The sequence below is a fragment of the Nitratireductor sp. GISD-1A_MAKvit genome (assembly GCF_040819555.1).
In the GTDB taxonomy this organism is placed as follows: Bacteria; Pseudomonadota; Alphaproteobacteria; order Rhizobiales; family Rhizobiaceae; genus Nitratireductor.
In genome coordinates this window covers 2,038,021-2,064,718 of sequence record NZ_CP161920.1, presented here as the reverse complement: position 1 = coordinate 2,064,718, position 26,698 = coordinate 2,038,021, and the positions used below count along the sequence as shown (strand labels likewise).

At 57.5% G+C, this 26,698-nt stretch carries 18 protein-coding genes; 10 read left to right on the top strand and 8 right to left on the bottom strand.

Translation table 11 applies throughout. The annotated features are described in order from the left end of the window. Nucleotides 1–8 precede the first annotated feature (8 nt). The 7 genes from mobA (at nucleotide 9) to AB2N04_RS11045 (ending at nucleotide 5,286) form a co-directional block, all read left to right on the top strand. Nucleotides 9–632 (top strand): molybdenum cofactor guanylyltransferase MobA, encoded by a 624-nt coding sequence (gene mobA, locus AB2N04_RS11075; protein WP_367714557.1) that lies wholly within the window; start codon nucleotides 9–11, stop codon nucleotides 630–632. Further along, nucleotides 629–1,153, top strand: a complete 525-nt coding sequence (mobB, locus tag AB2N04_RS11070) for a molybdopterin-guanine dinucleotide biosynthesis protein B (RefSeq protein ID WP_367714556.1) — start codon at nucleotides 629–631, stop codon at nucleotides 1,151–1,153. Before mobA ends, mobB begins: the two co-directional genes overlap by 4 nt. Nucleotides 1,154–1,284: 131 nt before the next feature. Next, nucleotides 1,285–2,070: an ABC transporter substrate-binding protein gene (locus tag AB2N04_RS11065; RefSeq protein ID WP_367714555.1), complete on the top strand. Its 786-nt coding sequence runs from the start codon at nucleotides 1,285–1,287 to the stop codon at nucleotides 2,068–2,070. Between the two features lie 156 nt (nucleotides 2,071–2,226). Further along, on the top strand, nucleotides 2,227–2,940 hold the full coding sequence (locus AB2N04_RS11060; protein WP_367714554.1) for an ABC transporter permease: 714 nt from the start codon (nucleotides 2,227–2,229) through the stop codon (nucleotides 2,938–2,940). Further along, nucleotides 2,937–3,761, top strand: coding sequence for an ABC transporter permease (locus AB2N04_RS11055; RefSeq protein WP_367714553.1), 825 nt, complete (start codon nucleotides 2,937–2,939; stop codon nucleotides 3,759–3,761). The genes AB2N04_RS11060 and AB2N04_RS11055 overlap by 4 nt, the downstream gene beginning before the upstream one ends. A gap of 7 nt (nucleotides 3,762–3,768) precedes the next feature. Then, on the top strand, nucleotides 3,769–4,677 hold the full coding sequence (locus AB2N04_RS11050) for an NAD(P)-dependent oxidoreductase (RefSeq protein ID WP_367718788.1): 909 nt from the start codon (nucleotides 3,769–3,771) through the stop codon (nucleotides 4,675–4,677). A 9-nt stretch (nucleotides 4,678–4,686) separates the two neighbouring features. Continuing rightward, nucleotides 4,687–5,286: a DUF3299 domain-containing protein gene (locus tag AB2N04_RS11045; protein ID WP_367714552.1), complete on the top strand. Its 600-nt coding sequence runs from the start codon at nucleotides 4,687–4,689 to the stop codon at nucleotides 5,284–5,286. Here the strand turns inward: AB2N04_RS11045 and AB2N04_RS11040 are convergent. The 4 genes from AB2N04_RS11040 to AB2N04_RS11025 all read right to left on the bottom strand — a co-directional run bounded on the left by AB2N04_RS11040 (nucleotide 5,241) and on the right by AB2N04_RS11025 (nucleotide 7,660). After that, nucleotides 5,241–5,735 (bottom strand): Lrp/AsnC family transcriptional regulator, encoded by a 495-nt coding sequence (locus tag AB2N04_RS11040; RefSeq protein WP_367714551.1) that lies wholly within the window; start codon nucleotides 5,733–5,735, stop codon nucleotides 5,241–5,243. The genes AB2N04_RS11045 and AB2N04_RS11040 overlap by 46 nt on opposite strands. Nucleotides 5,736–5,819: 84 nt before the next feature. Next, on the bottom strand, nucleotides 5,820–6,470 hold the full coding sequence (locus tag AB2N04_RS11035) for a uracil-DNA glycosylase family protein (RefSeq protein ID WP_367714550.1): 651 nt from the start codon (nucleotides 6,468–6,470) through the stop codon (nucleotides 5,820–5,822). After that, nucleotides 6,470–7,081, bottom strand: a complete 612-nt coding sequence (locus AB2N04_RS11030; protein WP_367714549.1) for a glutathione S-transferase — start codon at nucleotides 7,079–7,081, stop codon at nucleotides 6,470–6,472. The genes AB2N04_RS11035 and AB2N04_RS11030 overlap by 1 nt, the downstream gene beginning before the upstream one ends. Nucleotides 7,082–7,108: 27 nt before the next feature. After that, complete coding sequence (locus tag AB2N04_RS11025; protein WP_367714548.1) at nucleotides 7,109–7,660, bottom strand: thermonuclease family protein; 552 nt, start codon at nucleotides 7,658–7,660, stop codon at nucleotides 7,109–7,111. A 109-nt stretch (nucleotides 7,661–7,769) separates the two neighbouring features. On the opposite strand from AB2N04_RS11025, the gene AB2N04_RS11020 reads away from it, so the two are divergent. Further along, the gene (locus tag AB2N04_RS11020; RefSeq protein WP_367714547.1) at nucleotides 7,770–9,299 is read left to right on the top strand and encodes a sensor histidine kinase; all 1,530 of its coding nucleotides are present in this window, start codon (nucleotides 7,770–7,772) and stop codon (nucleotides 9,297–9,299) included. 13 nt (nucleotides 9,300–9,312) lie between these two features. Here the strand turns inward: AB2N04_RS11020 and AB2N04_RS11015 are convergent, their stop codons facing one another. Next, on the bottom strand, nucleotides 9,313–10,284 hold the full coding sequence (locus AB2N04_RS11015; protein ID WP_367714546.1) for a nicotinate-nucleotide--dimethylbenzimidazole phosphoribosyltransferase: 972 nt from the start codon (nucleotides 10,282–10,284) through the stop codon (nucleotides 9,313–9,315). A gap of 144 nt (nucleotides 10,285–10,428) precedes the next feature. Here AB2N04_RS11015 and AB2N04_RS11010 point away from each other — a divergent pair, with 144 nt between their 5' ends. Both AB2N04_RS11010 and AB2N04_RS11005 read left to right on the top strand, forming a co-directional pair. Further along, a complete protein-coding gene (locus AB2N04_RS11010) occupies nucleotides 10,429–10,653 on the top strand; it encodes a DUF1289 domain-containing protein (protein ID WP_367718787.1) in 225 nt (74 codons plus the stop codon). Nucleotides 10,654–10,655: 2 nt separating this feature from the next. Continuing rightward, nucleotides 10,656–11,357, top strand: a complete 702-nt coding sequence (locus AB2N04_RS11005; RefSeq protein ID WP_367714545.1) for a TIGR02281 family clan AA aspartic protease — start codon at nucleotides 10,656–10,658, stop codon at nucleotides 11,355–11,357. Nucleotides 11,358–11,412: 55 nt separating this feature from the next. Here the strand turns inward: AB2N04_RS11005 and AB2N04_RS11000 are convergent, their stop codons facing one another. The 3 genes from AB2N04_RS11000 to AB2N04_RS10990 all read right to left on the bottom strand — a co-directional run bounded on the left by AB2N04_RS11000 (nucleotide 11,413) and on the right by AB2N04_RS10990 (nucleotide 26,341). Next, complete coding sequence (locus AB2N04_RS11000) at nucleotides 11,413–19,617, bottom strand: hypothetical protein (protein ID WP_367714544.1); 8,205 nt, start codon at nucleotides 19,615–19,617, stop codon at nucleotides 11,413–11,415. Nucleotides 19,618–20,859: 1,242 nt separating this feature from the next. Beyond that, nucleotides 20,860–25,212: a hypothetical protein gene (locus AB2N04_RS10995; protein WP_367714543.1), complete on the bottom strand. Its 4,353-nt coding sequence runs from the start codon at nucleotides 25,210–25,212 to the stop codon at nucleotides 20,860–20,862. Beyond that, complete coding sequence (locus AB2N04_RS10990) at nucleotides 25,166–26,341, bottom strand: hypothetical protein (protein ID WP_367714542.1); 1,176 nt, start codon at nucleotides 26,339–26,341, stop codon at nucleotides 25,166–25,168. The genes AB2N04_RS10995 and AB2N04_RS10990 overlap by 47 nt, the downstream gene beginning before the upstream one ends. Between the last annotated feature and the right edge of the window lie 357 nt (nucleotides 26,342–26,698).

The following is a 26,698-nucleotide window of genomic DNA, read 5'->3' as shown; positions in this document are numbered from 1 at the left end:
GCATCCACATGAACAGCGGAATTGGCGGGATCATACTCGCGGGCGGCGCCTCACGCAGAATGGGTGGCGGCGACAAGGGTCTGCTAAGGCTGAATTCGCAAACACTGCTCGATTGTGTTGCAGGACGGCTTTCGAGCCAGGTCGGCCATCTCGCCCTCAACGCCAATGGAAACCCTGAGCGGTTTGCGGGCGTGGACATCGACATCATAGCTGATCCGCTGCCCGAGCCCGTGGGCCCGCTTGGTGGTGTTCTGGCCGGTTGCCTTTGGAGTCGCAGGACTTTCCCGAAAGCCACTCATATCGTTACCGTAGCCGTGGACACTCCGTTCTTTCCCAGCGACCTGGTCGATCGCCTGTTCGCTGCTGCCTCTCCTTCGCGCCGACCGGTACTCGCCGAGTGCGGTACGCGGCTGCATCCAGTCTTCGCGCTGTGGCCGGTCGAGATTGCTGACCATCTGGCCCGGCATCTGGCCGAAGGTGGGACACGACGGGTGAGTGCCTATGCGCTCGATCATCTCGCCGGAACGGTTGCGGAGTTCCCCATGGAAGACGGCTTCGATCCGTTCTTCAACATCAACACTCCAGACGATCTGGATCTGGCGCGACAGAGGCTTTTGGGAAACGAGGCATGAAGCAGGCAGTTTTCGGAATTGTGGGCTGGAAAAACTCAGGCAAGACCACGCTGACTGCAGCCCTGGTCTCTGCCCTCACCCAACGCGGCTTCAGCATTGCAACCCTGAAACATGCCCATCACTCTTTCGACATAGACCATGAAGGAACAGACTCCTTTCGCCACCGCATGGCCGGCGCTCGCGAGGTCGCCATCGTTTCGGGAAAGCGCTGGGCGATCATGCATGAAAACGAACGCGAGGAGGACGAGCCCTCGCTCGCGGGGCTGCTTGCCCGCCTGTCACCATGCGATCTCGTACTAATCGAAGGCTTCAAGCGCGGAGATCATCCCAAGCTGGAATGCCGCCGCCGCGACGCCAGAGATCATGCTCCATTGGCGAAGACCTGCCCCAACATCGTTGCCATCGCTGCAGATCACGCAACCGAACCCGGCGGATTGCCGGTATTCCGCCTCCACGAGGTTGAAGCCATGGCGGATTTCATCATCGAACATACCGGAATCACCCGACGAAGCGCCTTGTGAGACCCGACGAATCAATGCTCGAGACGGCGCACCTTTAAGGTTGCAATTTGCGCCGGTTCGATGGGAATATCCAGGTTCAATTCCCGTCGGTGCAAATATTGGCGACGGATAATAAGATGAGAGGAACAAGAATGCGTATTTCACGGCGTCTCGCGCTTACCCTGCCGGCTGCAGCTCTGGCTCTGACGATCGGAGCGGTGCAAGCCCAGGAGCCCATGAAGATCAAGATCGGAACGGAAGGTGCCTACCCTCCCTTCAACAATCTGACCGCAGACAACACGCTTGAGGGCTTCGACATCGATATCGCCAAAGCACTTTGCGAAGAGATGAAGGCAGAGTGCGAATTCGTCACACAGGACTGGGAAGGTATCATTCCCGCACTCCAGGCTGGAAAGTTTGACGCGATCATCGCCTCCATGTCGATCACGGAGGAACGCAAGAAGCAGGTCGACTTCACCAACAAATATTACAACACACCGCCGGCGCTCGTTGTGCCGAAGGATTCCGATATCGCCGGCACCTCTCCGGAAGATCTCAAGGACAAAACCATCGGCGCCCAGGGAGCGACCACGCATGCGACCTTCGCGGAAGCGAGTTTCCCCGACAGCGATGTGAAGGTTTACCCGACGGCCGAGGAATACAAGCTTGATATGGTCAATGGCCGGCTCGACGCCGTGATCGACGATGTTATCGTGCTGCAGGAGTTCCTCGACACGGAGGATGGGGCCTGCTGCAAGATACTCGGCACCTTGAAACCCGACGAGGCAGTTTACGGTCCCGGCATCGGCATCGCCATCCGCCAGGGAGAAGATGAGCTGCGCGAAAAGTTCAATGCGGCCATCGCTGCGATCCGCGAAAACGGAACCTACGAGGAAATCAACAAGAAGTATTTTGAGTTTGACGTCTACGGCGATTGAACCAGGCAATCATGCGTGATTGAATTTGAGCAGGCGGCCTGACCGGATCGGTTCGGCCGCCTGTTGTTCAAGCAGCTCGCGTTGCAAGAAAAGCTGCAATCGAAATGAAACCGTCAATTCGCGTCCGGGAGGCGGTTCGAACAAGGGTTTTGGGAGATGGACGGGGTCTGGACCCTATTGAGTTTCGGCCCCGAAGGCTGGGGCGACGATATCGCCAAAGGTGTGCTTCTCACGGTCACTCTGGCTCTGGCCACGTTACCACTTGGACTTGTCGTCGGTTTCTTTGTGGCCCTGGGAAAGCGGTCGCAGGACAGAACACTGCGCCTGGCCGCCAACATCTACACGACGATCTTCCGGGGTTTGCCGGAACTACTGACCCTCTTCCTGGTCTTTTACGGTGCTCAGATCGGGTTGCAGAAACTCGTCCAGACCATCAGCCCCGGGACCACCGTAGAGATCAACGCTTTCGTCGCCGGGATGGTGGCGCTGGGCACGGTCTTCTCTTCCTATGCGAGCGAGGTGTTTCTCGCTGCTTTCCGGGCCATTCCTCAGGGGCAGTTCGAAGGCGGACACGCAGTCGGCCTCTCCAACGGGCAGACAATGCGGCTCGTCATCCTGCCACAACTGATACGTCTTGCCTTGCCGGGACTGTCCAATCTCTGGCTCATCCTGTTGAAGGACACGGCACTCGTTTCCGTGATCGGCCTTGCCGACATTCTGCGCCAGACGGGTATTGCCGCTCGCGTGACGAAGGAAGCGTTCCTGTTCTTCGGCATCGCCTGTCTTCTCTATCTCGTTCTTGCCATGCTTTCCTCGATCGTTCTCGGAGCCATTGAGAGCTGGACGAAACGCCACGGAGTTCAGCGATGAGCGCCCAGAACACCGCCGTCGTCGAGCGACCGCCGGAAATCGGGCAGGGCTGGACCCGCTCGCGCACCATAGGCGTCACCCTTCTCGCTATTTGGGGAGCGCTTGGCCTCGGGCTGGTAGCGTTTCTGATAAATTCCTGGAATGCGGAGGTCTTCACCCGATACGCTCCGCGCTATCTTTCGGGCCTGTGGATCACCATACAGCTCGTGGGTGTCTCCATCATTCTGGGCGCCATACTGTCCGTGCCTATCGCGCTTGGGCGCATGTCGCGAAACCGGCTGGTGGGAGCGATTGCCTATGCCTATGTCTATATCTTCCGCGGTACGCCACTGCTCGCCCAGACATTTCTTGTCTATTATGGCCTGGGCTCTTTCAGGCCAGAGCTGCAGGCTCTGGGACTTTGGGGTTTCTTTCGTGAAGCTTGGTACTGCGCAGTCTTTGCATTTACTCTGAACACGGCGGCCTATCAGGCCGAAATTCTACGCGGTGCCATAGAAAGCGTTGGCCGAGGCCAGTGGGAGGCGGCATCAGCGTTGGGCATCTCAAGACTGCGAACCTTCTGGAGGATCATCCTGCCTCAGGCAATGATCGTCGCGCTCCGCCCCTATGGCAACGAGATCATCTTGATGATCAAGGGATCGGCGATCGTCGCGATCATTACCGTTTACGACCTGATGGGCGAGACAAGGCGCGCCTATTCCAGAACGTTCGACTTCCAGACGTATATCTGGGCCGCAATCATCTATCTCGCGATCGTCGAGGTTCTGCGCAACACAATCGACTGGATCGAGCGTCGCATCACCAAACATCTGAAACGCTAGAGCACAGATCCGTCAGGAAAACCGCACACCAGGGAGAAGCATCCACATGGCAGACGTCGCATTCATCGGTCTTGGAGTTATGGGATACCCGATGGCCGCGCATCTTCTCAACAAAGGCGGACACAATGTCACCGTGTACAACCGCAGCCCCGAGAAGGCACAACGCTGGGTCCAGGAACACGGCGGCACCAGTGCCCCTACCCCTCGTGAAGCAGCGTCAGGAAAGGATTTTGTCTTCTGCTGCGTTGGAAACGATGATGACCTTCGCTCGGTCACCGTGGACGAGAATGGCGCTTTCGAGGACATGAAGAAAGGCGCGGTGTTTATCGACAACACCACAGCCTCTGCTGAAGTTGCGCGCGAACTGGCAAAGGAAGCCCAAAAGCGCGGCTTCGCCTTCATCGACGCTCCGGTCTCGGGCGGACAGGCAGGAGCGGAAAATGGGGTTCTCACCGTCATGTGCGGCGGAGATGAAGCGGTTTTCAGCCAGGCGCGGCCGGTCATTGAGTGCTATGCTCGAATGGTGGGACTGATGGGCCCGGTGGGAGCGGGGCAGCTCACCAAGATGATCAACCAGATCTGCATTGCAGGGCTCGTCCAAGGCCTGGCCGAGGGAATCCACTTCGGAAAACAGGCCGGCCTCGACATCGAAAAGGTGGTGGACGTGATTTCCAAGGGCGCGGCCGGCTCATGGCAGATGGAGAACCGGCACAAAACGATGAACCGGGGAGAGTTCGATTTCGGCTTCGCGGTGGACTGGATGCGCAAGGATCTGGCGATCTGCCTTGCCGAGGCCGACCGAAACGGGGCAAGCCTCCCTGTTACCGCACTGGTCGACCAGTTCTACAAGGATGTACAGAAGATGGGTGGCAACCGCTGGGACACCTCCTCCCTGATCGCCCGGCTCATGGAATAAGGCGCCTCAATGAGCCCGTTCACACATGCCATCCGCTCGGCAGTTTCCGGTGCGATTGCCGTGATGGGGTTCGTTGTGGCCGGGTCTGCATCTCCCGGAACGATACACCAGCTCCAATGGTCGGATCTTGTTCCACAGACTGACGCATCCCTGTCGGAACAAGGCGCACTCACCCCCTTGTTTGATGGACAGGCAATCAGCCTGACGGGCTACCTTCTGCCGTCAGACCGGGAAGGCGATCTGGTTTACACCTTCATGCTGGTCTCGCGCCCCGGTGCCTGCAGTCACAATGCGCAACCCCCGGCCAATCAGGTCATCCGCGTTGTCCCAGCCACTCCCTACCGGTTGCGATCAAACTACGAACCGGTCACCGTCGCGGGAAAACTGTCGTCGGGGCTGGAGAAAACGCAGATGTTCATCCTGGATGGCCCTGCGGTCATCCAGTCAGGTTACAGCATTCACCGGGCGGAAGTACGCCCGTTGAAGAACGCCCCCGCTTCGGGCCGGTCTTTCCAGTCCAATCCCTGGCAATCGCTCACTCATGGGAAAGACGGCGCCTCCCCTCAACCACTGCCGGATGTTCCAGATTCCTTGTCCAGAACGAGATAATCCAGCGGCAGCTCGGTCGTGTATTTTATCTGCTCCATCGCGAAGGTAGACGAGACATCTCGAATCTCGATCTTTGCGATCAGCCGCTTGTAGAAAGCGTCATACGCTGCGATGTCCGGCACGACGACCCGTAAAAGATAATCCACATCGCCGCTCATGCGGTAAAACTCGACCACCTCCGGAAACTGCTGGATAACTTCCGAGAAGCGCTTCAGCCATTCATGACTGTGCATGTTTGTACGGATAGAAACAAACACGTTCACTCTCGCATTGACCTTCTCGGGATCGAGGACTGCAACGCGCCGGCGAATTACACCTTCTTCTTCAAGCTTCTGGATACGTCGCCAGCATGGCGTGGTCGACAGACCAACCTTTTTTGCGACATCGGCAACAGCGAGGGTCGAATTTTCCTGCAAAAGACGCAGAATTTTGCGATCTAGGCGATCCATGACAGGCTCCGAAGAAAAATTTTTCCTAAAGTGACAGCGGAACCCACGCGAAACAAGAAAACTTTTACCTCACTGAGAGCGAGACTAGTCTGGTTTTCTCTTTCTCTTCATAACAAGCCGATAAATTCCCTCTCGGAGAACCGGAAGAAGCTCCCGCTCGAACCAGGGATTCCTTTTCAGCCACCCCGTGTTGCGCCAGGAGGGATGCGGCAATGGGAGAACACGTGGAGACCGGTCCAGCTGAAGCAAACGCCTCCAGTCGGCCACCGTCTCGGTCAATGTACGCGATCGCTCATCACCCAGGTGCCACGATTGGGCATACTGCCCAATGACAAGAACCAGCTCGATCTGAGGCATTTCGGCCAGCAACGAGGAACGCCAGGCAGGCGCACATTCCTTTCGCGGAGGCAAATCGCCACCTTTTGCATCAAGGCCCGGAAAGCAAAAGCCCATGGGCACTATGGCGAAGAGGTCCGGATCGTAAAAGGCAGCCCGGTCCACCCCCAGCCAGTCGCGCAGACGATCGCCGGAGCGATCGTCGAATGGCAGCCCGGAGGCATGCACACGCGTACCGGGTGCCTGCCCGGCAATCAGGACACGTGCCTTCCTCGAACCGACCACGACCGGCCGAGGCTCGTGCGGCAGGGGATTTCCTTGCGGCGCTTCGACACAGATACGGCACGCGCGTATCCTGCGCAGAAGCGTTTCCAGCCCATCTGCACTGTCTTCAGTCATCACGCTTTCGCGCTCGGTCGCCCCGCGACCGTGTGATACCAGCGCATAAGGTGATCAAGCCCTTCGGGGATCGATATGCGCGCAAGTCTGAGAAAATCGACGCTCACCAGAGCGGTGATATCGGCAATTGTATAGACATCTCCAGAGATAAATTCACGCTGGCCAAGTTCCTTGTCCAGATAAGCCAGAAACTCCTGGGCCTTCGGCTTGTTCGCTTCTCCCCATTCCGCGATCTGGGGCACCTCCCAGCCTTGCATTGCGGGATGCAGGTGCCGGAATGCCTGCGCGATGGGATAGAACAGGTGCATTTCGATGCGCCGCTGCCACATCTCAACCTGCGCGACACCCAAAGCCCCCTTCCCAAACAGGGCGGGTTCAGGATGGAGCCCCTCAAAATAACGGCAAATGGCAACCGTTTCCGTCAGAACCGTGCCATCCTCAAGTTCAAGAACAGGCAGCCGCTGCAGGGGATTGAGCCTCGTCAGTCTGTCGGACTTATGCTCCAGCGCCCCCATGTCGACCGGCACGACCGGCACCTCAATACCCTTCTCCGCAATGAAAATCCGCACACGCCTTGGATTGGGTGCTTTGGCACCATCATACAGTTTCATGGTCGACTCCTGGATTGATCAATGCCTCTAACCTGCAAACCATCGCCTGATCCTCCTGATGATGTTTGTGAGAATGCCATCAGGAAACACCTCCTCTTCTTCATGTGCTTCCCGCCAAGCGCGTGGCGCGTCGAAACCGCCCGCCCAGATCCCGACGCGGCCGCGGCGGGCCTGCGCTTCGGCAGCATCATAATCGCCGTAAGCCATGGCCCATCCCGCTTCCACCATAGCCAGACCGATATCCTGATCTCCCACCATGCACTGAGCCAGGAGCCTGTCATAGCGGTCCCGTTCGTGGCCTTCGCAGACAACCGTGTGTCCCTTCACCATCTGGACCAGCGCTCTGAGCGCTTTACGACCACAATCATATGGATGGCCATCACGTGTACAACTCTGGCGGAGCTCCGGTGCATCAATCCCGCGAATCCGTATCCTTTCACCCGCCAGCGTGATGGTATCGCCATCATGAACGGTAACCGTCCCGTCAAGTGTACGAGTAGAGAGGCGCTGAAACCGATCCACGAGAAGCGCGATTCCAACCAGAAGCAGGAGGGTTAGTGCCAGGTCGACAAGGCTCATCGAGCGGCGGCGAGAACGCCTCGGGTTTCCACGGCCATTCATTTCTTGAAGGGACTTTTAATCATTCGCGAATAACTTGATCAGAGTTTGGAGGAACACGAAACAGGTGATGTTGCCGAAAGCTTCGAAATCAGCTGACAAATTTATTGTGGACCGCACCAAGCCGCATCGCAACAGCAATGTCGGCCTTGCCGTGCGCCGCACAAGAGACCGGCTGTCGCAAAATCTCGGCCCGCCCGATTTCAATCGCGACATGCTGAAACTTCATGCACGCGCCCTCCTTTCCAATGCGGGAACGCCGCCTCTTCTTATCCTCCTGGTCGTTTTTGGCGGTCTCTACGCCGGTGGCTCAACACACACACTGGCGATGTGGGCTTTTGCCGCCCTCGCCTGCTATCTACCTCTCTTCGCGATCGCGCAAAGACTGAAACACCGGTCACAGAACGAGATCGAGGTTGTCCGTACACGGCGCTGGCTCTTCGCAGCACATTTTGCGAGTGGGATTGGGTGGACCTGTTTCGCGCTTCTTCCAACCACCGGCACGACACTCCCCGAGATTGTACTCGTTCAGGGGACCGTGCTGCTATTCGTCATCGCAGGAACGGCAATCGTGACCGCCGCGCTGGGGGGTGCCCTGGTCGCTGCGTTCGCACTTCCCGTCTGCGCGTTTGCATTCCAGGCCAGCCTCAATCCAGCGACCAGCACCCTTGTTGCAGCGGTCGTTGTTGCCGCTTCCCTGCCGTTTCTCACCTATGTCGCAAATCATAGAAATCGAGCTGCCCTTACACTTCTCGCCTCCCAAAGCGAGAAGAACGCACTGGTAGCAGAGCTTGAAACCGCAAAATCCATGTCTGACGAAGCGCGCCGCCGTGCCGAGGAAGCCAACCTGGCAAAATCACGGTTTCTCGCGTCCATGAGCCACGAGCTGAGGACACCGCTGAATGCGATTCTGGGCTTCTCTGAAGTCATGGCCAATCAGGTACTGGGGCCGCTCGAGAACCCGACCTACCGCGACTACGCCAGTGACATTCACCAATCCGGCAAGCATTTGCTCAGCCTGATCAACGAGATTCTGGATCTGTCGCGTATCGAAGCCGGGCGCTACAAACTGAACGAAGAACCGCTTTCTCTTGCCCCGGTGGTAGAAGACTGCTGTCGGCTGATGGAACTGAAAGCGCGAAGCAAGAACATCTCTTTGAAAATCGAGACGGAGCCAACGCTTCTTCGCCTTTTCGCTGATGAACGGTCGATCCGCCAGATCACCCTGAACCTTTTGTCCAATGCCGTGAAATTCAGCCCTAGCGGGGGTGAAGTGCGCATACGGGTGGGCTGGACTGCCGGCGGGGGTCAGTACATATCAGTGCAAGACAACGGACCGGGCATTCCAGAAGCAGAAATAGCCGTGGTTTTGTCCGCCTTCGGTCAGGGCTCGATCGCCATCAAGAGCGCCGAACAGGGCACCGGTCTCGGCCTCCCCATCGTCCAGGGGCTGACAGCCCTGCACGATGGTGTTTTCGAGCTCCAGTCGAAATTGCGTTCCGGCACAACCGCCATCGTCGCCTTCCCGCGCTCGCGCGTGATGGAGGAGCTCCCAGCCATGCCCATGGAACCCAAAGTGGCGTCAGGCGGCGTCGCCTGACCACAAGTTCGGTTCAGAGTGCGCTTTGACGCTCGGCGACCTCAAAAACCCCACCAGCCAGCGCCGCCGCTGATTTCACAACTGCAGCTGCAAGAGCACCGGCACATCCCGGCTCCTGTGAAAGGCGAAGGTCCACCAAGGCAACAAGGTCAAGCTTTTCAGCCACCCAGCGTTCCATCTCCGTGCCGGCTCCGGCGAGCATGCAATGAGCCGTAGCTTCCGGTTTCAGGGCATGCAAAACCCCACATGCAGCCAGCGCAGGCAGCCCGTCGAGGATAACGGGGATACCCTGAACGCGACCAGCGAGAATGGCGCCGACCAGCGCGGCAATATCGCGCCCCCCCAGACATCGGAGAATTTCAAGTGGCTCTCCCAGCCGTGCCCCATGAAACGTGTGAACAGCTTCAACCACTGCCCTTGCATCACGCTCCAGATGCTCGAAGCCCCCATCGAACAGAGCGCAGAGGATCGACGCCCCCGCTATCGGCGCCTCTTTCCCCAAGGCACCGATACTCAGAAGATCAACCCCTTCGGCAGTGGCCTCCATGCCAAACGCGATTGTCGCTGCGCATGAGCGTTCGTCCAGCGAAGCAGCCCGCCTTGCGTCATCACAAGGCATGTCGAGCGCCAGTTCAAAAACGTTCAGTGATAGGTCGTTTGCCACACAAAGATGCGAAACCGGCGCGGCACCGGAAGCGACAGCATCCACCCGAGCCTGTTGTTCTGCAAGCGCCACAGCAGCGTTTTCAGAAAATCCGTGCGTCGAAGCGTAGAGTGCCACACCGGTCTTGCCGATCAATGGAGGCGTCCGGCCACGCGTGGCCGCAAGCCATACGCCCAGATCTTTCAGGCGCCCAAGAGCATTTCCAGCATGTCCCGCCCGTGCAAAAGCACGAGCCATTGCGCTGCCGGCATCTTGATCCAGTGCCTCGATCTGCTCGAGAACGGAACGAACATCATCAAAGGGCATTCCTGAAAAAGACATGAAACAACTATCCCGATTGGTCTCGGCATCGGGATACTCACCATGAAGAAAACACGCAATGGCCGATTTGCGCATATTTTCCGCTTGCACTGACCGGCACCGTTCCCCATCTCTGGTCAATGTATTGGATAAATTATGGCCGAGATCGAATCCCCCTGCATTCTCCTCTGCTCGATCGAAGAGACATCCGGCTTGTGTATCGGATGCGGTCGAACGCGCGGCGAGATTTCGGCCTGGCAAAGCATGACGCGGACAGAGCGCCTCACCGTGATGTCAACTCTGCAGGAGCGCCTGCAAACGATCGAGCGCAAGCCCAGACGGGAAACCAGACGCGCGGTCCTCAAGCGTGAAAAGACCGGGGAGAGATAGCCTTGCGAATTCTTTGGCTGGTTCTGGTCGTTCTCGCCGGTGGACTGGTTCTGCTCGTCGTCAATCACGATGAAGGTCAGGTTTTCGGCCTGCCAAATTCCGTGTTCGCAGGCACGCTTTACCTCGGGCTTTGGGCCAGCGCCCTGATCGTTGGCATGATGGGCTCCGGAATGCGGTTGGGGGCAACCGCCCGCTCATTTGCCTTCTGGAGCGCGCTCCTTGTGGCGCTGATGGCTCTTTATCAGTATCGATACGAAATTCAGGATGTCGCCAGTCGGGTTACTGCTGGACTGGTGCCGGGGAGCCCGGTCGCACTGAAAGCGAAGGATGGCATTGCGCGGGTGATGGTAGAGCGCGCAATCAACGGACATTTTGAGATCATCGCCCATGTGAACGGAAAGGCTGTGCGCATGCTGATCGACACGGGAGCAAGCTCCATCGTGCTGTCTGCGAGCGATGCGCGTTCTGCAGGTTTTGTAACAGAAACACTGGACTATCGCATTCCGGTGTCCACCGCCAACGGCTCCACTTTCGTGGCCCGTGAAGAAGCGAGCGAGGTCCGTATAGGGTCGATCTTCCGGCACGAAATTCCTGTTTACATAGCCCGCCCGGGTAGCCTGCAGCAAAGCCTTCTGGGAATGAGTTTCATCAATACGCTCTCGGCTTTTGAACTCCGCGGAGACCGGGTCATCCTTCAGGACTGACTACCTCTGTCCGGAAAGAAACACCCGGATCCAGGATCCGGGTGCTTGTATGTACTTATTTATAGACCGATCTTCGGTTTGAGGGCCTGGGCGCCGCGTTTCGCACCCTTTGCATCCGAGTCTCGATCTCCAGTCTGTAGCGGCCACCAACCGACTTCCATTCCTCCCGGATCATCTTGCGGATGGCGTTGAGACGCTTTTGCGCAAGCCGTTTCGATTCTCCCGAAGAGGTATAGTTCAACCGCAATACGGAAGGCTCCTTGTCAAGCAACGCGATCATCTGGCCAAACTGCAATGCCCATTCGGGATGCAGCTCCACAGTACCCTCTACAAACGCCGCATCGCTCACATCGAGCCGTACGACCCTGCCAACGGACGCGCCAAACGAGAACTCGGAGGCCTTACCGGCGGTTAGCCGCACGACCCGTGGGTTTTCCGTGGTGAGGCGATAACCGGTGGGCAGAGAGCGCGGATCGAGCTTCATGATGTAGTTCGTGCCGATCCTCTGGTCGGGAAGGTCCGCACATGCCACATGGAACCGGCCATGGTCGTCGGCTGTCAGCAAGAGTCCCTTGACTGTCGTCACCCGAACACCTGCAAGCCCCGGTTCGCCAGAATCCTGATACCCGTTGCGGTTAACATCGTTGAAGACCTTGCCAATTATGTCGCCGCAATCGAACACCGCCTCTACAACCACCTCAACAAGTGCCGTTGCAACACGCGAGACCTTTTCATCGAATTGGTCCTGCACCCAGGTGCGATTTATGTACTCACCCGGCTTCACCGCAGCAGAAACTGCCAGATCGAATGAAATCTCAACGGGCATACTTTCGGGGACAAATATATCTTCGAATGTCAGTTTCCTACCCTCTACCGTCGGAGCAACCGCCTTTCCATCGATGTTTGCTGAACCTTTCACAAAGGCGAACCCTGGCGGCATCATGTCCACGACATCGAATATCACGGCATTCTGGTAGGCGATCGGTTTCACCCGGATCGTGTAAGGTACCCTGTCGCCGCGTTGTACTTCAGTGAAGCCGGCAGTCTTGTTGATTGCAAAACCTGGAATTTCCACGACGGCCTCGGCTTCGGGTGAAACGGCCTCTTGCCCTCTTGGGCCGGTCCCCGATGCGGTCGCCTTGTTCTTGATACCATTCTCGACACCCTGAGCAGCATCAATGTCTGCCTGTGTGAGCGTATAGGTGGCCGTAAACGTCTCGCTCTCATCGGCGCCGAGGTCGGCACTCTCCGGCGTGAAACCCGTCATGGTCCCCGTCCCCGGCTTGCCATCAAAGCGAGGTCCGGGATCGGAAGGAACAACATTTCTGAGTGTTACATTGCCATCATTCGTCACCATAAAGGTGTAAAGGATCGTGTCACCTGGTTCCGCGAACTCATCGGCCGTCCCCTGGAACGTTCCTGTCTTCACCATCGATAGTGAGGGATGCTGAAGGAGACGGGTATCTGTGGGATCATCCGGCTCGGCGTCGCCTTCCATATCAACATTTTCGGAATCTTCAGGATCATCGGACGCGTCTTCGACAGGAGTTCCATTGGCTGCGACCCCTGCAGCCTTGACGCTGGCCACAATCATACCCTCGTCCACATCATCCTGGGTTAACGGATAGAGAACCGAGAATGTACCACTGTCCTCCTCACCGGGCGAAAGCTCCTGCAGGACACCGCCAGAGACAGGGACACTCTCCTGGGGTTCCATTGTGGACGCAGGCGCTATTTCACTCGCAACATCCATCTCCTGGGCGGAGATGTTGTGAACGGTGAGGTTACCGGTGTTCCGGATTTTTATGGTGTATACCAGCGCCTCACCGGGGTCGGGGAACTCGCTTGTGTCATCATCCCTCAGGGTATCCACCAGTTCTACTTCAATGGCCGGATTGGGTTCAAAAGTAATCAGTGTCGTGTCACCGGGCTCACCATCTGTCGGGCGCGACTGGGCTGTAACGTCTTCTCCCTTGGGATCCTTCCCGGTGGCCGATGCAACATTCTCGAACGATCCACTATCGATATCCTGCTGCGCGATCGTGTAGACACCGGTGACGCTGGTGCTGTCGGATACGCCGGGCTCCAGTCTGGCAATGGGACTGCCGCTAACGGTGGCCTTGTCGTCCGTCACCTCAACATCGGTCAGCGTCACATTGCCCGTGTTGGTCACAGTGAAGATGTAGTTGACCGTTTCACCGGCGTCGGCAAAGCCATTCCCGTTTGCATCATCGAGTTCAGCCTCCTTGACGATATCCACCTGACCGTTTCCGGCGACATCGAAATTGGTGCTGTCGCCGGGTTCGCCACCGGGCGGACGCGAGGTCTGGGTGACATCATTGCCGGCAGGGTCCTTGGCGGAAGCAGAAGCGGTGTTCTCGACATTTCCGCTGTCGACATCCTCCTGGGTCACGTCGTGGTAACCGGTAATGGTCGTGGCATCCACTTCACCCGGCGCAAGGCTCGGGATCGGACCGCCGACAATCGTCGCCTTGCTGTCCGTCACCGTGGCGTTGGTCAGCGTCACATTGCCGGTATTCACAACCGTGAAGAGATAGTTCAGTCGTTCACCTGCATCGACGAACCCGTTGCCGTTTGCATCGTCATGACTCGCTTCCTTGATGAAATCCATCTCGGAGTGCTGCGTCATCTCTGTGGTTGCAGGGTCACCAGGCGCACCGCCGGGCGGGTTGGACTGAACCGTCACATCATTGCCGGCCGGGTCCTTGCCCGTGGTGGTGGCAACATTGTCCACCGAACCGGCATCGATGTCCTCCTGGGTCACCGTGTAGACACCGGTCACACTGGTGCTGTCGGACACGCCCGGCTCCAGCGTGGCAATGGGGCTTCCGCTGATCGTGGCCTTGTCATCCGTCACCGCAACATCGGTCAGCGTCACATTGCCCGTATTGGTCACGGTGAAGGTGTAGTCGATCACCTCGCCCACATCGGGAAGCCCGTTTGCATTGGTGTCGTTGAGGGCAGATTCCTTAACCGTCTCCATTGAGCTGTTGTATTCGACAGTCATGTTCGTGGTGTCACCCGGTTCGCCATCCGGCGGACGGGAATCGCGCGTCACATCATTGCCGGCAGGGTCCTTGGCGGAAGCAGAAGCGGTGTTCTCGATATTGCCGCTGTCGACTTCCTCCTGGGTCACATCGTGATAGCCGGTGATCGTCGTGGCATCCACTTCACCGGGATCAAGGCTGGGGATCGGACCGCCGACAATCGTCGCCTTGCTGTCCGTCACCGTGGCATCGGTCAGCGTAACATTGCCCGTGTTCTCCACCGTGAACTGGTAATTGAGGCGTTCCCCGACATCAATGAAACCATTGCCGTTGGCGTCGTCGTGCGTCACCTCCTTGACGAAGTCCATCTCGGAGTTCTGCGTCATCTCCGTGGTGGTCGGATCGCCGGGGGCACCGCCGGGCGGGTTGGACTGAACCGTCACATCATTGCCGGCCGGGTCCTTGCCCGTGGCGGTGGCAACATTGTCCACCGAACCGGCATTGATGTCCTCCTGGGTCACCGTGTAGACGCCGGTCACACTGGTGCTGTCGGAGACACCGGGTTCCACTGAAGCAATGGGGCTGCCGCTGATCGTGGCCTTGTCATCCGTCACCGCAACATCGGTCAGCGTCACATTGCCCGTATTGGTCACGGTGAAGGTGTAGTCGATCACCTCGCCCACATCGGGTGCACCGTTGCCATTGGCATCGTTCAGCGTGGATTCCTTCACCGTCTCCATGGAGGAAACCGTTTCCACCGTGAAGTTCGTGCTGTCTCCGGGCTCACCACCCGGCGGACGGGAATCGCGCGTCACATCATTGCCGGCAGGGTCCTTGGCGGAAACCGAGGCATTGTTCTCGATATTGCCGCTGTTGACTTCCTCCTGGGTCACATCGTGGTAACCGGTGATCGTCGTGGCATCCACTTCACCGGGTTCCAGCGTCGGGATCGGGCCGCCGACAATCGTCGCCTTGCTGTCCGTCACCGTGGCATTGGTCAGCGTAACATTGCCCGTGTTCTCCACCGTGAACTGGTAGTTCATACGCTCGCCGGCATCGACAGTGCCATTGCCGTTGGCGTCGTCGTGCGTCACCTCCTTGACGAAGTCCATCTCGGAGTTCTGCGTCATCTCCGTGGTGGTCGGATCGCCGGGGGCACCGCCGGGCGGGTTGGACTGAACCGTCACATCATTGCCGGCCGGGTCCTTGCCCGTGGCGGTGGCAACATTGTCCACCGAACCGGCATTGATGTCCTCCTGGGTCACCGTGTAGACGCCGGTCACACTGGTGCTGTCGGAGACACCGGGTTCCACTGAAGCAATGGGGCTGCCGCTGATCGTGGCCTTGTCATCCGTCACCGCAACATCGGTCAGCGTCACATTGCCCGTATTGGTCACGGTGAAGGTGTAGTCGATCACCTCGCCCACATCGGGTGCACCGTTGCCATTGGCATCGTTCAGCGTGGATTCCTTCACCGTCTCCATGGAGGAAACCGTTTCCACCGTGAAGTTCGTGCTGTCTCCGGGCTCACCACCCGGCGGACGGGAATCGCGCGTCACATCATTGCCGGCAGGGTCCTTGGCGGAAACCGAGGCATTGTTCTCGATATTGCCGCTGTTGACTTCCTCCTGGGTCACATCGTGGTAACCGGTGATCGTCGTGGCATCCACTTCACCGGGTTCCAGCGTCGGGATCGGGCCGCCGACAATCGTCGCCTTGCTGTCCGTCACCGTGGCATTGGTCAGCGTAACATTGCCCGTGTTCTCCACCGTGAACTGGTAGTTCATACGCTCGCCGGCATCGACAGTGCCATTGCCGTTGGCGTCGTCGTGCGTCACCTCCTTGACGAAGTCCATCTCGGAGTTCTGCATCATCTCCGTGGTGGTCGGATCGCCGGGAGCACCGCCGGGCGGGTTGGACTGAACCGTCACATCATTGCCAGCCGGGTCCTTGCCCGTGGCGGTGGCAACATTGTCCACCGAACCGGCATCGATGTCCTCCTGGGTCACCGTGTAGACGCCGGTCACACTGGTGCTGTCGGAGACGCCGGGTTCCACTGAAGCAATGGGGCTGCCGCTGATCGTGGCCTTGTCATCCGTCACCGCAACATCGGTCAGCGTCACATTGCCCGTATTGGTCACGGTGAAGGTGTAGTCGATCACCTCGCCCACATCGGGTGCACCGTTGCCATTGGCATCGTTCAGCGTGGATTCCTTCACCGTCTCCATGGAGGAAACCGTTTCCACCGTGAAGTTCGTGCTGTCACCGGGCTCACCACCCGGCGGACGGGAATCGCGCGTCACATCATTGCCGGCAGGGTCCTTGGCGGAAACCGAGGCATTGTTCTCGATATTGCCGCTGTTGACTTCCTCCTGGGTCACATCGTGGTAACCGGTGATCGTCGTGGCATCCACTTCACCGGGTTCCAGCGTCGGGATCGGGCCGCCGACAATCGTCGCCTTGCTGTCCGTCACCGTGGCATTGGTCAGCGTAACATTGCCCGTGTTCTCCACCGTGAACTGGTAGTTCATACGCTCGCCGGCATCGACAGTGCCATTGCCGTTGGCGTCGTCGTGCGTCACCTCCTTGACGAAGTCCATCTCGGAGTTCTGCGTCATCTCCGTGGTGGTCGGATCGCCGGGGGCACCGCCGGGCGGGTTGGACTGAACCGTCACATCATTGCCGGCCGGGTCCTTGCCCGTGGCGGTGGCAACATTGTCCACCGAACCGGCATTGATGTCCTCCTGGGTCACCGTGTAGACGCCGGTCACACTGGTGCTGTCGGAGACACCGGGTTCCACTGAAGCAATGGGGCTGCCGCTGATCGTGGCCTTGTCATCCGTCACCGCAACATCGGTCAGCGTCACATTGCCCGTATTGGTCACGGTGAAGGTGTAGTCGATCACCTCGCCCACATCGGGTGCACCGTTGCCATTGGCATCGTTCAGCGTGGATTCCTTCACCGTCTCCATGGAGGAAACCGTTTCCACCGTGAAGTTCGTGCTGTCTCCGGGCTCACCACCCGGCGGACGGGAATCGCGCGTCACATCATTGCCGGCAGGGTCCTTGGCGGAAACCGAGGCATTGTTCTCGATATTGCCGCTGTTGACTTCCTCCTGGGTCACATCGTGGTAACCGGTGATCGTCGTGGCATCCACTTCACCGGGTTCCAGCGTCGGGATCGGGCCGCCGACAATCGTCGCCTTGCTGTCCGTCACCGTGGCATTGGTCAGCGTAACATTGCCCGTGTTCTCCACCGTGAACTGGTAGTTCATACGCTCGCCGGCATCGACAGTGCCATTGCCGTTGGCGTCGTCGTGCGTCACCTCCTTGACGAAGTCCATCTCGGAGTTCTGCGTCATCTCCGTGGTGGTCGGATCGCCGGGGGCACCGCCGGGCGGGTTGGACTGAACCGTCACATCATTGCCGGCCGGGTCCTTGCCCGTGGCGGTGGCAACATTGTCCACCGAACCGGCATTGATGTCCTCCTGGGTCACCGTGTAGACGCCGGTCACACTGGTGCTGTCGGAGACACCGGGTTCCACTGAAGCAATGGGGCTGCCGCTGATCGTGGCCTTGTCATCCGTCACCGCAACATCGGTCAGCGTCACATTGCCCGTATTGGTCACGGTGAAGGTGTAGTCGATCACCTCGCCCACATCGGGTGCACCGTTGCCATTGGCATCGTTCAGCGTGGATTCCTTCACCGTCTCCATGGAGGAAACCGTTTCCACCGTGAAGTTCGTGCTGTCTCCGGGCTCACCACCCGGCGGACGGGAATCGCGCGTCACATCATTGCCGGCAGGGTCCTTGGCGGAAACCGAGGCATTGTTCTCGATATTGCCGCTGTTGACTTCCTCCTGGGTCACATCGTGGTAACCGGTGATCGTCGTGGCATCCACTTCACCGGGTTCCAGCGTCGGGATCGGGCCGCCGACAATCGTCGCCTTGCTGTCCGTCACCGTGGCATTGGTCAGCGTAACATTGCCCGTGTTCTCCACCGTGAACTGGTAGTTCATACGCTCGCCGGCATCGACAGTGCCATTGCCGTTGGCGTCGTCGTGCGTCACCTCCTTGACGAAGTCCATCTCGGAGTTCTGCATCATCTCCGTGGTGGTCGGATCGCCGGGAGCACCGCCGGGCGGGTTGGACTGAACCGTCACATCATTGCCAGCCGGGTCCTTGCCCGTGGCGGTGGCAACATTGTCCACCGAACCGGCATCGATGTCCTCCTGGGTCACCGTGTAGACGCCGGTCACACTGGTGCTGTCGGAGACGCCGGGTTCCACTGAAGCAATGGGGCTGCCGCTGATCGTGGCCTTGTCATCCGTCACCGCAACATCGGTCAGCGTCACATTGCCCGTATTGGTCACGGTGAAGGTGTAATCGATCACCTCGCCCACATCGGGTGCACCGTTGCCATTGGCATCGTTGAGTTGCGACGATTTCTCAAGTGTGGTTGCCCCTTCGGCCAATAGGTCCACAACTGTCGGGGCGCCCTCCGTCTCACCGGATGGCGCGGAATGCGCCATCACCGGATCACCATCAAGATCCTCTGCCTCAACAAGGGCGACGTTGCTGTAGCTGCCCGAATCGATCTCCTCCTGGGTAAGAACGTGATGACCGGTAATCGAAGTGGAATCGCTTTCTCCCGCAGCAAGGCTGGCAATGGTGCCAGTAATCTCCGCCTGTGGGTCGCTGACCGAGATGTTCGTCAAGGGCGAAGTGCCCTTATTCGTCACCGTAAAGGTGTAGTTGATCCTCTCCCCGGCATCAGGTCTGCCATTGGCGTTAGCGTCTTCCAGCTCGCCGTCTTTGGTCAGCGATACATCACCCTGAACATCCGTGTCCGTCGATGTGTTGTTGGTAGGATCTGGATCGTCAACGCTGCTGGGAACGTCGACAGTTGCCACGTTCACAAGCTCCCCCTCGAAATCGGCGGGCACTGACATCGTGACTGTAAAGACAACAAAGTCGTCCACCCCCAGGTCAACGTCCGCATTTTCGATGGCACCGACACCGCTCAGTACATCGCAATTGCCTCCACCGGCCTCGCTGCATGTCCAGCTTGCTTCGGTGATGCCATCAGGCAAGGGGTCGTTTACAAGAAGGTCGCCAGCACCAAATGGCCCTTCGTTGGAGACCTTGATTTCGTAGACAACGTCCTCACCGGCTTTGTATGTTTGCTGGCTATTGGTCTTCTCGATCGAGATGTCGGCTTCAAAGCTAAGAACGGATGTTGCGCATTTCATTCCGTCGTTGGAGCTTGCCCCCGGTGCTGAAGAAATGCGCGTTGCACGCCCCGTCGATCTCTTGAATTTGTAGAAGCCTTCACCATTGTTTGCGGAACCATATACGCCATTTGGCGCACCAAACATCGCACCAAACATCGCCCCTGACGAAAGGCCAGTAGCACCAATATTAGTCACCTGACCTGAAACTGGATTTATGGATATCAAATTAGTAGAAGAATTTTCCTTTGAATAAAGAAGGCCTTTAGACCAAGCCATATCTGATATGGATACATCTCTACTCAACGTAATTCTAGTAGCAGAGTAATTACTCAAATCTATTTTATATAAGGACTTTTTCTGACCGCTATTGTACACATAATAATAACCTTCATCTGAAATTTCACCTGACGTGATAAATGCGTTGGTCGGTATGGCACCAATCGCGGCCACATGCTGAATACGACCATCATTTCCCATCCTGTAGAGGTTTCGCCCCTTCATTGTGTAGGCGAAGAAATCCGTTGGATGAAAAGCTGTCCCGTTCACCAGGATGGAAGCCGAGCCTCTTGTCGTGAAAGTGAACGGATTCGTGGAATCCTCCACATATTTAAGGAGGGTTCTGGAGCCGCTACCCTGCGTCAGCCAAAATCGCGAATCGCAGGTGCCAAAGCTTGTCAGCGCCTGCGCATGCGCGCCCTGGGCAAAGACCCCGCCTGATAACAGGATCAGAAGGAGCAATCCGAGTTTCGACCAGCACCGGAGGGTGCCCCGCAGCAATGCCAATATGAAGGTCATGACAATCCCAGAATAAGTATAAGTTTCCACGTCAATCCGCCTCGTGCCCAAATGAATATGAAATGATTTTTCTATAGAAAAATAACAAAGCAACTCAGCACCACGTTGCTGGAAATAACGGATAAACAAATTATTGATTTACTTTTATTTTTATTCGCCTGCGAGCAAACGACGTCTCGGAGAGAAAAGCGCGTCAAGACGTCGGTCTACAGAGACAAACCCGGAACAGCCTTTGCAAAACCTGGAAGAGCGAATACGCATGAGAGAGCAAACACTCACGATCGGAAAGCGCCCTTCCACTCAGAGGCTGGGCAGGCAAGCCAATTAGAGTCGGGGCCGGCATGGAGGCGAATGCCGCCCAGAAAGCTGGCAGACAACCGATTGCTGCACTGTCCAACCCGACAAACGCCCGATGAAAGCAGGACCGAGGTACGCAGGGGCCCTCTATCGGGCGCGTTCTCCGGTTTACCGAGCCCGCTTGCGCACAGTCTCGATAAGCAGTTCGTACCGTCCGCCGCGTCGACGCCAGCGTGCATCAATTTCGCGTCTCAGCGAAGCAAGGCGGCGGCGGGCAAGGCGACCGCCTTCGTCAGTCTCCACGTATACAAGACGTAAAACCGTGGGTTCCTGCTCCAGAAGATTTATCAGCCGAGTGACGCTATTCTGCCAGCGAGGCCCGAGTGTCACGCCACCATCCTCGAAGGCGCGGCCATCGATATCGAGGCGCGCCACCCGTCCGATGGAGACTCCGAAATTCGCTCTGGAGACCTTACCAGAGGTCAGTCGGATCACTCGTGGGTTCTCGGTAGTTATACGGTATCCCGTGGGAAGTGATCGTGGATCAAGCTTGAGCGAGTAATTCTGCCCAATGCGGCCTTCCGGGAGTTCAGCACAGGCCACACTGAAGCGACCTTCCGCGTCGGAGGTCACTGTCAGTCCGTCCACGGCAGCCACACGGGCGCCCGGAACGCCGATTTCACCATCGTCCTGATAGCCATTCCGGTTTTTGTCGTCGAACACTTTTCCAACAACATCGGAACAGTCGAACACCGTTTCCGGCACCACATCGACCGCCGCGGTTCCGATGGGCGATATTCGCTCGCCATCCGACGTCTCTGCCCATGCTGAGTTCACATACTCCCCCGGGACAGCGGCAGACGTGACCAGGAGTTGAAGGGTGACCACCACTGGGGCGTCGGGAGAAAGGCGTACGCTTTCCAGGACCAGTCTCCTGCCCTTCCATTTCGGTGTGACTGGAGTATCCGAAACCCTTGCAGAGCCTGATACGTAGGAAAACCCCTTCGGCAGGTAGTCGATCAGATTGACCGACGCCACGCGACCACGCCCCAGCTCATGGATCTTTAGCGTATAGGGCACGATATCGCCGCGATGCACTTCCGGAAAATCGGTGGTTTTCGACACAATCACGCCCGGCAGGTTTATGACAGCCTCGGCTTCCGGTGAAACAGCCACCTTCCCGTCCCCTGCCCGGCCTGAAACCGTCGCGGTATTCTTTATGCTGTCGAGCACATTGCGAGCCCGGTCAATATCCTCCTGCGTCATCGCATACTGGGCCCTGAATGTGGCACTGGCACCGGGTTCAAGCGATGCAGATTCCGGTGTAAAACTTGAAAAACTGCCAGTCCCTCTTTGCCCCCTGAACGACGGACCGGGATCTTTCGGCACTACCCCCTCAAGGCGAACATTGCCATCGTTTGTGGCGACGAACTCATAATTGATGAGGTCCCCCGGACGGGAATTCGAATCGCCGCTTGCATCGAGTTCAGCTGTTTTTACCAACGCCAATGACGCGTTCTGGGGGAGTTCCAGCTGATGCTCTGACTGGGCGGTAACCTCATCCCTGGCACGACCGAATCCGGACACCTGCGCGATGCCGAAAAGCAGCTTCTGCTCGATCTGATCCTGCGTCAAAACGTGGCTGGCCGTGAATGTCCCACTGTCTTCTGCCCCCACCCCAAGGGTCGCGAGTGGGCCTCCTGCAACTGGTGCAGACACGATTGTTCCATCAGGTGATCTGAGACCAATCGAAGGGATCGACACATTGCTGAGAGTAATGTTTCCGGTGTTGGTCACAATGAAACTATACTCGACCCGTTCACCGGCATCTGGAAAGCCGTTCCCATTTGCGTCGATCAACACGCCTTCCAGCGACAGATCAATATCGGGGACCCCCTCGATCATGATGATGGTGGGGCCCACACCCGTTTCATTCTGCGAATCCACCTCCAGCGGATCACCCGATGGCGCTTCCGCGTGTAGCTTGGCGGTGTTCTCCACCTGCCCTTTCTGTATGTCTTCCTGCGTGATTTCATAGCGCGCCTCGAAGGTGGTGTTATCAACCTCACCCGGCGCGAGACTGTCGAGCGTTCCTCCTGTCACCGCCACCAGATCATCGGCCACGCGCAGTTTTTTCAGCGAGACATTGCCCGTATTGCGGACCAAGAACCGATACTCGATCACATCGCCAACATCAGGTCGGCCACTGCCGTTCGTATCCACAAGCTCACCGCTTTTGATAAACAGGGCGGCGGGAGCAGCGCTCAAAAGCAGTTCAACGGTGCTTTCGTCACTCGCGGCTTTGCCATCCGGAGTGGTCGCAGACGCTGTCGCCGTATTGGTTAGTTTCCCTGCATCGAGATCAGCCTGCGTCAGCGTGTATTCAGCCGTGAAAGTCGTTGTATCCTTGGCACCCGGAGCGAGGGAAGTGACGGGCGCGCCTGAAACATCCGCTTTGGGATCCGAAAGCGTTACCTCCTTCAGGGTCACATTGCCGGAGTTCTCTATCTCAAATCGGTATTTTATGGCATCACCGGCATCAACAACACCATTCCCGTTTTTGTCCTCGTGCCCGTCCTCTTTTTTCTCGAGCGTCAATCCGGGTACCTGAGCAAGGGGGACAACGGAATTGTCGGTCGCCGATAGGCCCTCCTGGTCCACCGTCTCCGTCGTCACGGTCGCTTCGTTCACCACTTGACCGGCATCAATATCGGCCTGCGTTATCGCGTATGGAGCGCTGTTTCTGACAGCCGTGTCGCCCGGCGGTATGTCTGAGATCTGGTTGTTCGGCAGCACCACATCAGGATCATCAATTATTGTGTTGAATAAGGTGACGTTCCCGGTGTTGGTGACCTTGAATGTGTAATTGATATGATCGCCGACATCGGCAACAGAATTTGCATTCGTGTCGACATAAACACCAGATTTCTCAAATGTGAGAGAGGGTTTCTGCTCAAAGAAAAACTCGTGGACACCATCACTTGTAATATCTTTGTTCTGCGGGTCACGTCCAGACACCGTGGCAGTGTTCACAAAGTAAACCAGATCAATATCGGGCTGCGTTATCTCATACTGGGCCCGGAAAGTCGTACCATCCACCGCTCCGGGCGCCAGGCTGCCGATCGGCCCGCCCGTCACGTCAACCTTGGGATCATCGATCGTTATGTTCTCGATAGTTACGTTGCCGGTGTTCTCAACGATGAATGTATAGTTGAGCCGGTCCCCCGGGTCGTGCCTTGAGTTGCCGTTGACATCCTCATAGGTGGCGTTCTTCGTCAGCTTGAGACCCGGCTGCCGCGTCAGCTCCACTTCCGCCTTCCCGGTGTCCGTCACCTCACCGTCGTCAGGAGCCACTCCGCGTGCGGTTGCGGTGTTGATGAATTCACCCGCATCCACATCAGCCTGCTTGATAGTGTAGCTTCCGGAAAAATTGTTCGCATTGCTGGCCGATGGTAAAAGTTGCGGCAGCGGAGCCCCTGTCACAGTGATCGGCGGATCCGAGATCGTCACATTCTTCAGGGTTACGTCGCCGGTGTTTTCGACACGGAAACTGTAGTCGATGCGATCGCCGGCATCCGGGCGACCATTCGTGTTCAAATCGACGAATTCGGCCGTCTTGTCCAGAGATATCGCCTCTGAGGTCTCAAGCATGACCTTGACTTTAGATCCGTCACTCACGGAATTGCCGCGCGGATCCTTCCCTGTCACGGTGGCTTCGTTATCGATCTCGCCCGCATCGATAAGATCCTGCGTGAGTTCATAGAATGCCGAAAAGGTCGTGGTGTCCTTCGCTCCCACGGCAAGGTCCTCCAGCGGACCTCCAGACACCGTCGCAATCTTGTCGGAAACGGTGATGTCGGAAAGCGTGACCGTACCGCTATTTTGAACCTCAAACTTGTATTCAATCCTATCTCCCGGATCGACGCGCCCATTGCCGTTGGTGTCGACATACGCCCCCGTCTTGTCCAGAGAAATCGCACTGACCCCATCTTCGCGGAGGGACAGGCTCGATGTATCCGTGACTTCCTCGTTGTCAGGCGCGACGCCTTTGACTGAAGCAGTGTTGTTGATGACACCAGCATCAACGTCGGCCTGAGTGAGTTCGTAACGGCCGCTGAAGGTCGTGTCATCGACCTGCCGCGGCCCGAGGCTTCCTAGAGGGCCGCCGATCACGCCACTGGAAAGATGTTCATCAGCCACCGTGATGTTGCGGAGCGTGACATCCCCGGTATTTTCCACCACGAAGGTATATTGGATGTGGTCGTCGGCATCGACGACACCATTGCCATTTGCGTCCACATGAGCGCCGCGCTTGGTAAGGCTGATGCTTTGACTGGTGTCAAAATTGAACGTTGTTCTGGCCCTGTCGGAGACACGTGTATCGTCCGGCGTGATTGCAGTGACGCTCGCGTCATTGCTTTTCTCTCCGGCATCGATGTCTGCCTGCGTCAGATAGTAGGAAAGTTCTGCCCTTTCATATTTTTCCTCCGGATCCAGCGAGGGAAACGTGTGACCGGCCACAGGCCCCCTGCCGATCCTCGATAGTAATGTTTCTCAAACGCGTGTTGCCGTCATTCTCAACGGAAAAGCGGAAGCGGATGCGATCTCCTGCATCCAGCTCTCCGTTTCCGTTTGCGTCTTCATATTCCGCAGTTTTCGTGAGACTGATGGAAGGCGCCCTGGCTATGTCGACCACGGTCGGCGACTGATCTTTACCGGCTTCGGATCGGGAGTAGGCACTCACCTCCCCGATCGTGGGAGAAATTCCAATACCAACAGCCTGGTTGGTTACCCCACCGGCATCGATGTCTTCCTGAACGAGTTTATAGGTGGCCGTGAAGGTCGCCCGCTCACCCGGCACCAGCGTTCCAGCTGCGGATGACCCGCTGTTTGAGACCCAAACGGGAGGTGTCGTTAGATTGAGAGACGTCCCATCCTTCCGCTCCAGAATATCCTGGTCGATGGCAACGCCTGTGAGAGTCTCAACCCCCGTGTTTTCAACCGTCATCGTGAAAGTTATGGTGTCACCAGCACCCTCCCCCTCCAGTTTCGCGGTCTTGATCACGTCAATGGGAGAGGTGCCCAGAGCGAAGTTGGCCACACAATTGCCGCTTCCCCCATAATAAACGGAGACAAGCAAACGTTCACTGGCCGCCCCTGCGGTGAATGTCAGTTTTTTTTGCTCCCAGGCACTCGACCCGGTCGGAAACCTTTGGTTAGCGCGGTTTCCTAGCTTTAAAACAAGACCGGTACATCTGTTCCGATAAGAACGCGAATCCGTTCCTCGCGTAATCCCGAAAAACGGGATCTCATATTTCCTGCCAGGAACAAGACCGGTAATGTTTGTCGAAATCGCTTCGTAATGGCCGCTACCTCCATACATTGTGGTGAACGTGTCATCTCCCGTCGGCAACCCTGGGAGAGGACCGTTCAGCCATGGAAATTCTCCGAATCCCCATTTAACCTGATCGGAACAGTCCGGGGATCCAACCTGTTTAAACCACCCCGACGGTGTTCTGTCGGCTCCCACATCACAGGGAGATGTCGGCGGGATGGACTGCGCCAGGGCTGTGCCTGACTGATACACCGCTCCGAGCCCGATAACGAGCCAGAACAGAAGAGCACGAAAATACAAGGCCAGGTGTCGCACGCAAGATCTCCAGGAATATCCAGACCAACCCTCACACTCTGAAATCAACGCAAGACGGACACATCTGTAACAGTCATTGGGACGAAAACTCCGGTCGCAGGCGGCTGCCTTTTTCACGCGAGCTGTCCGGAAGCCCAGGAACGCCACGAGCGCAAACTCGCGATTCTCCCCTAAAACTGCCGGCATGGTGGAGAAAAAGCCCCCATGTCGCGAGCGGCAACAGGTATGATTACGGTTACTTTGCGGGAAATGGTGGCAATACGTGCAACCAATACAGAAACCGGTCGCCCTCCAAACCGGTATCAGCCTGATTGCGGAACATGCCGTCTTGACTTTCCGCGCGTACCCTTTATGTGT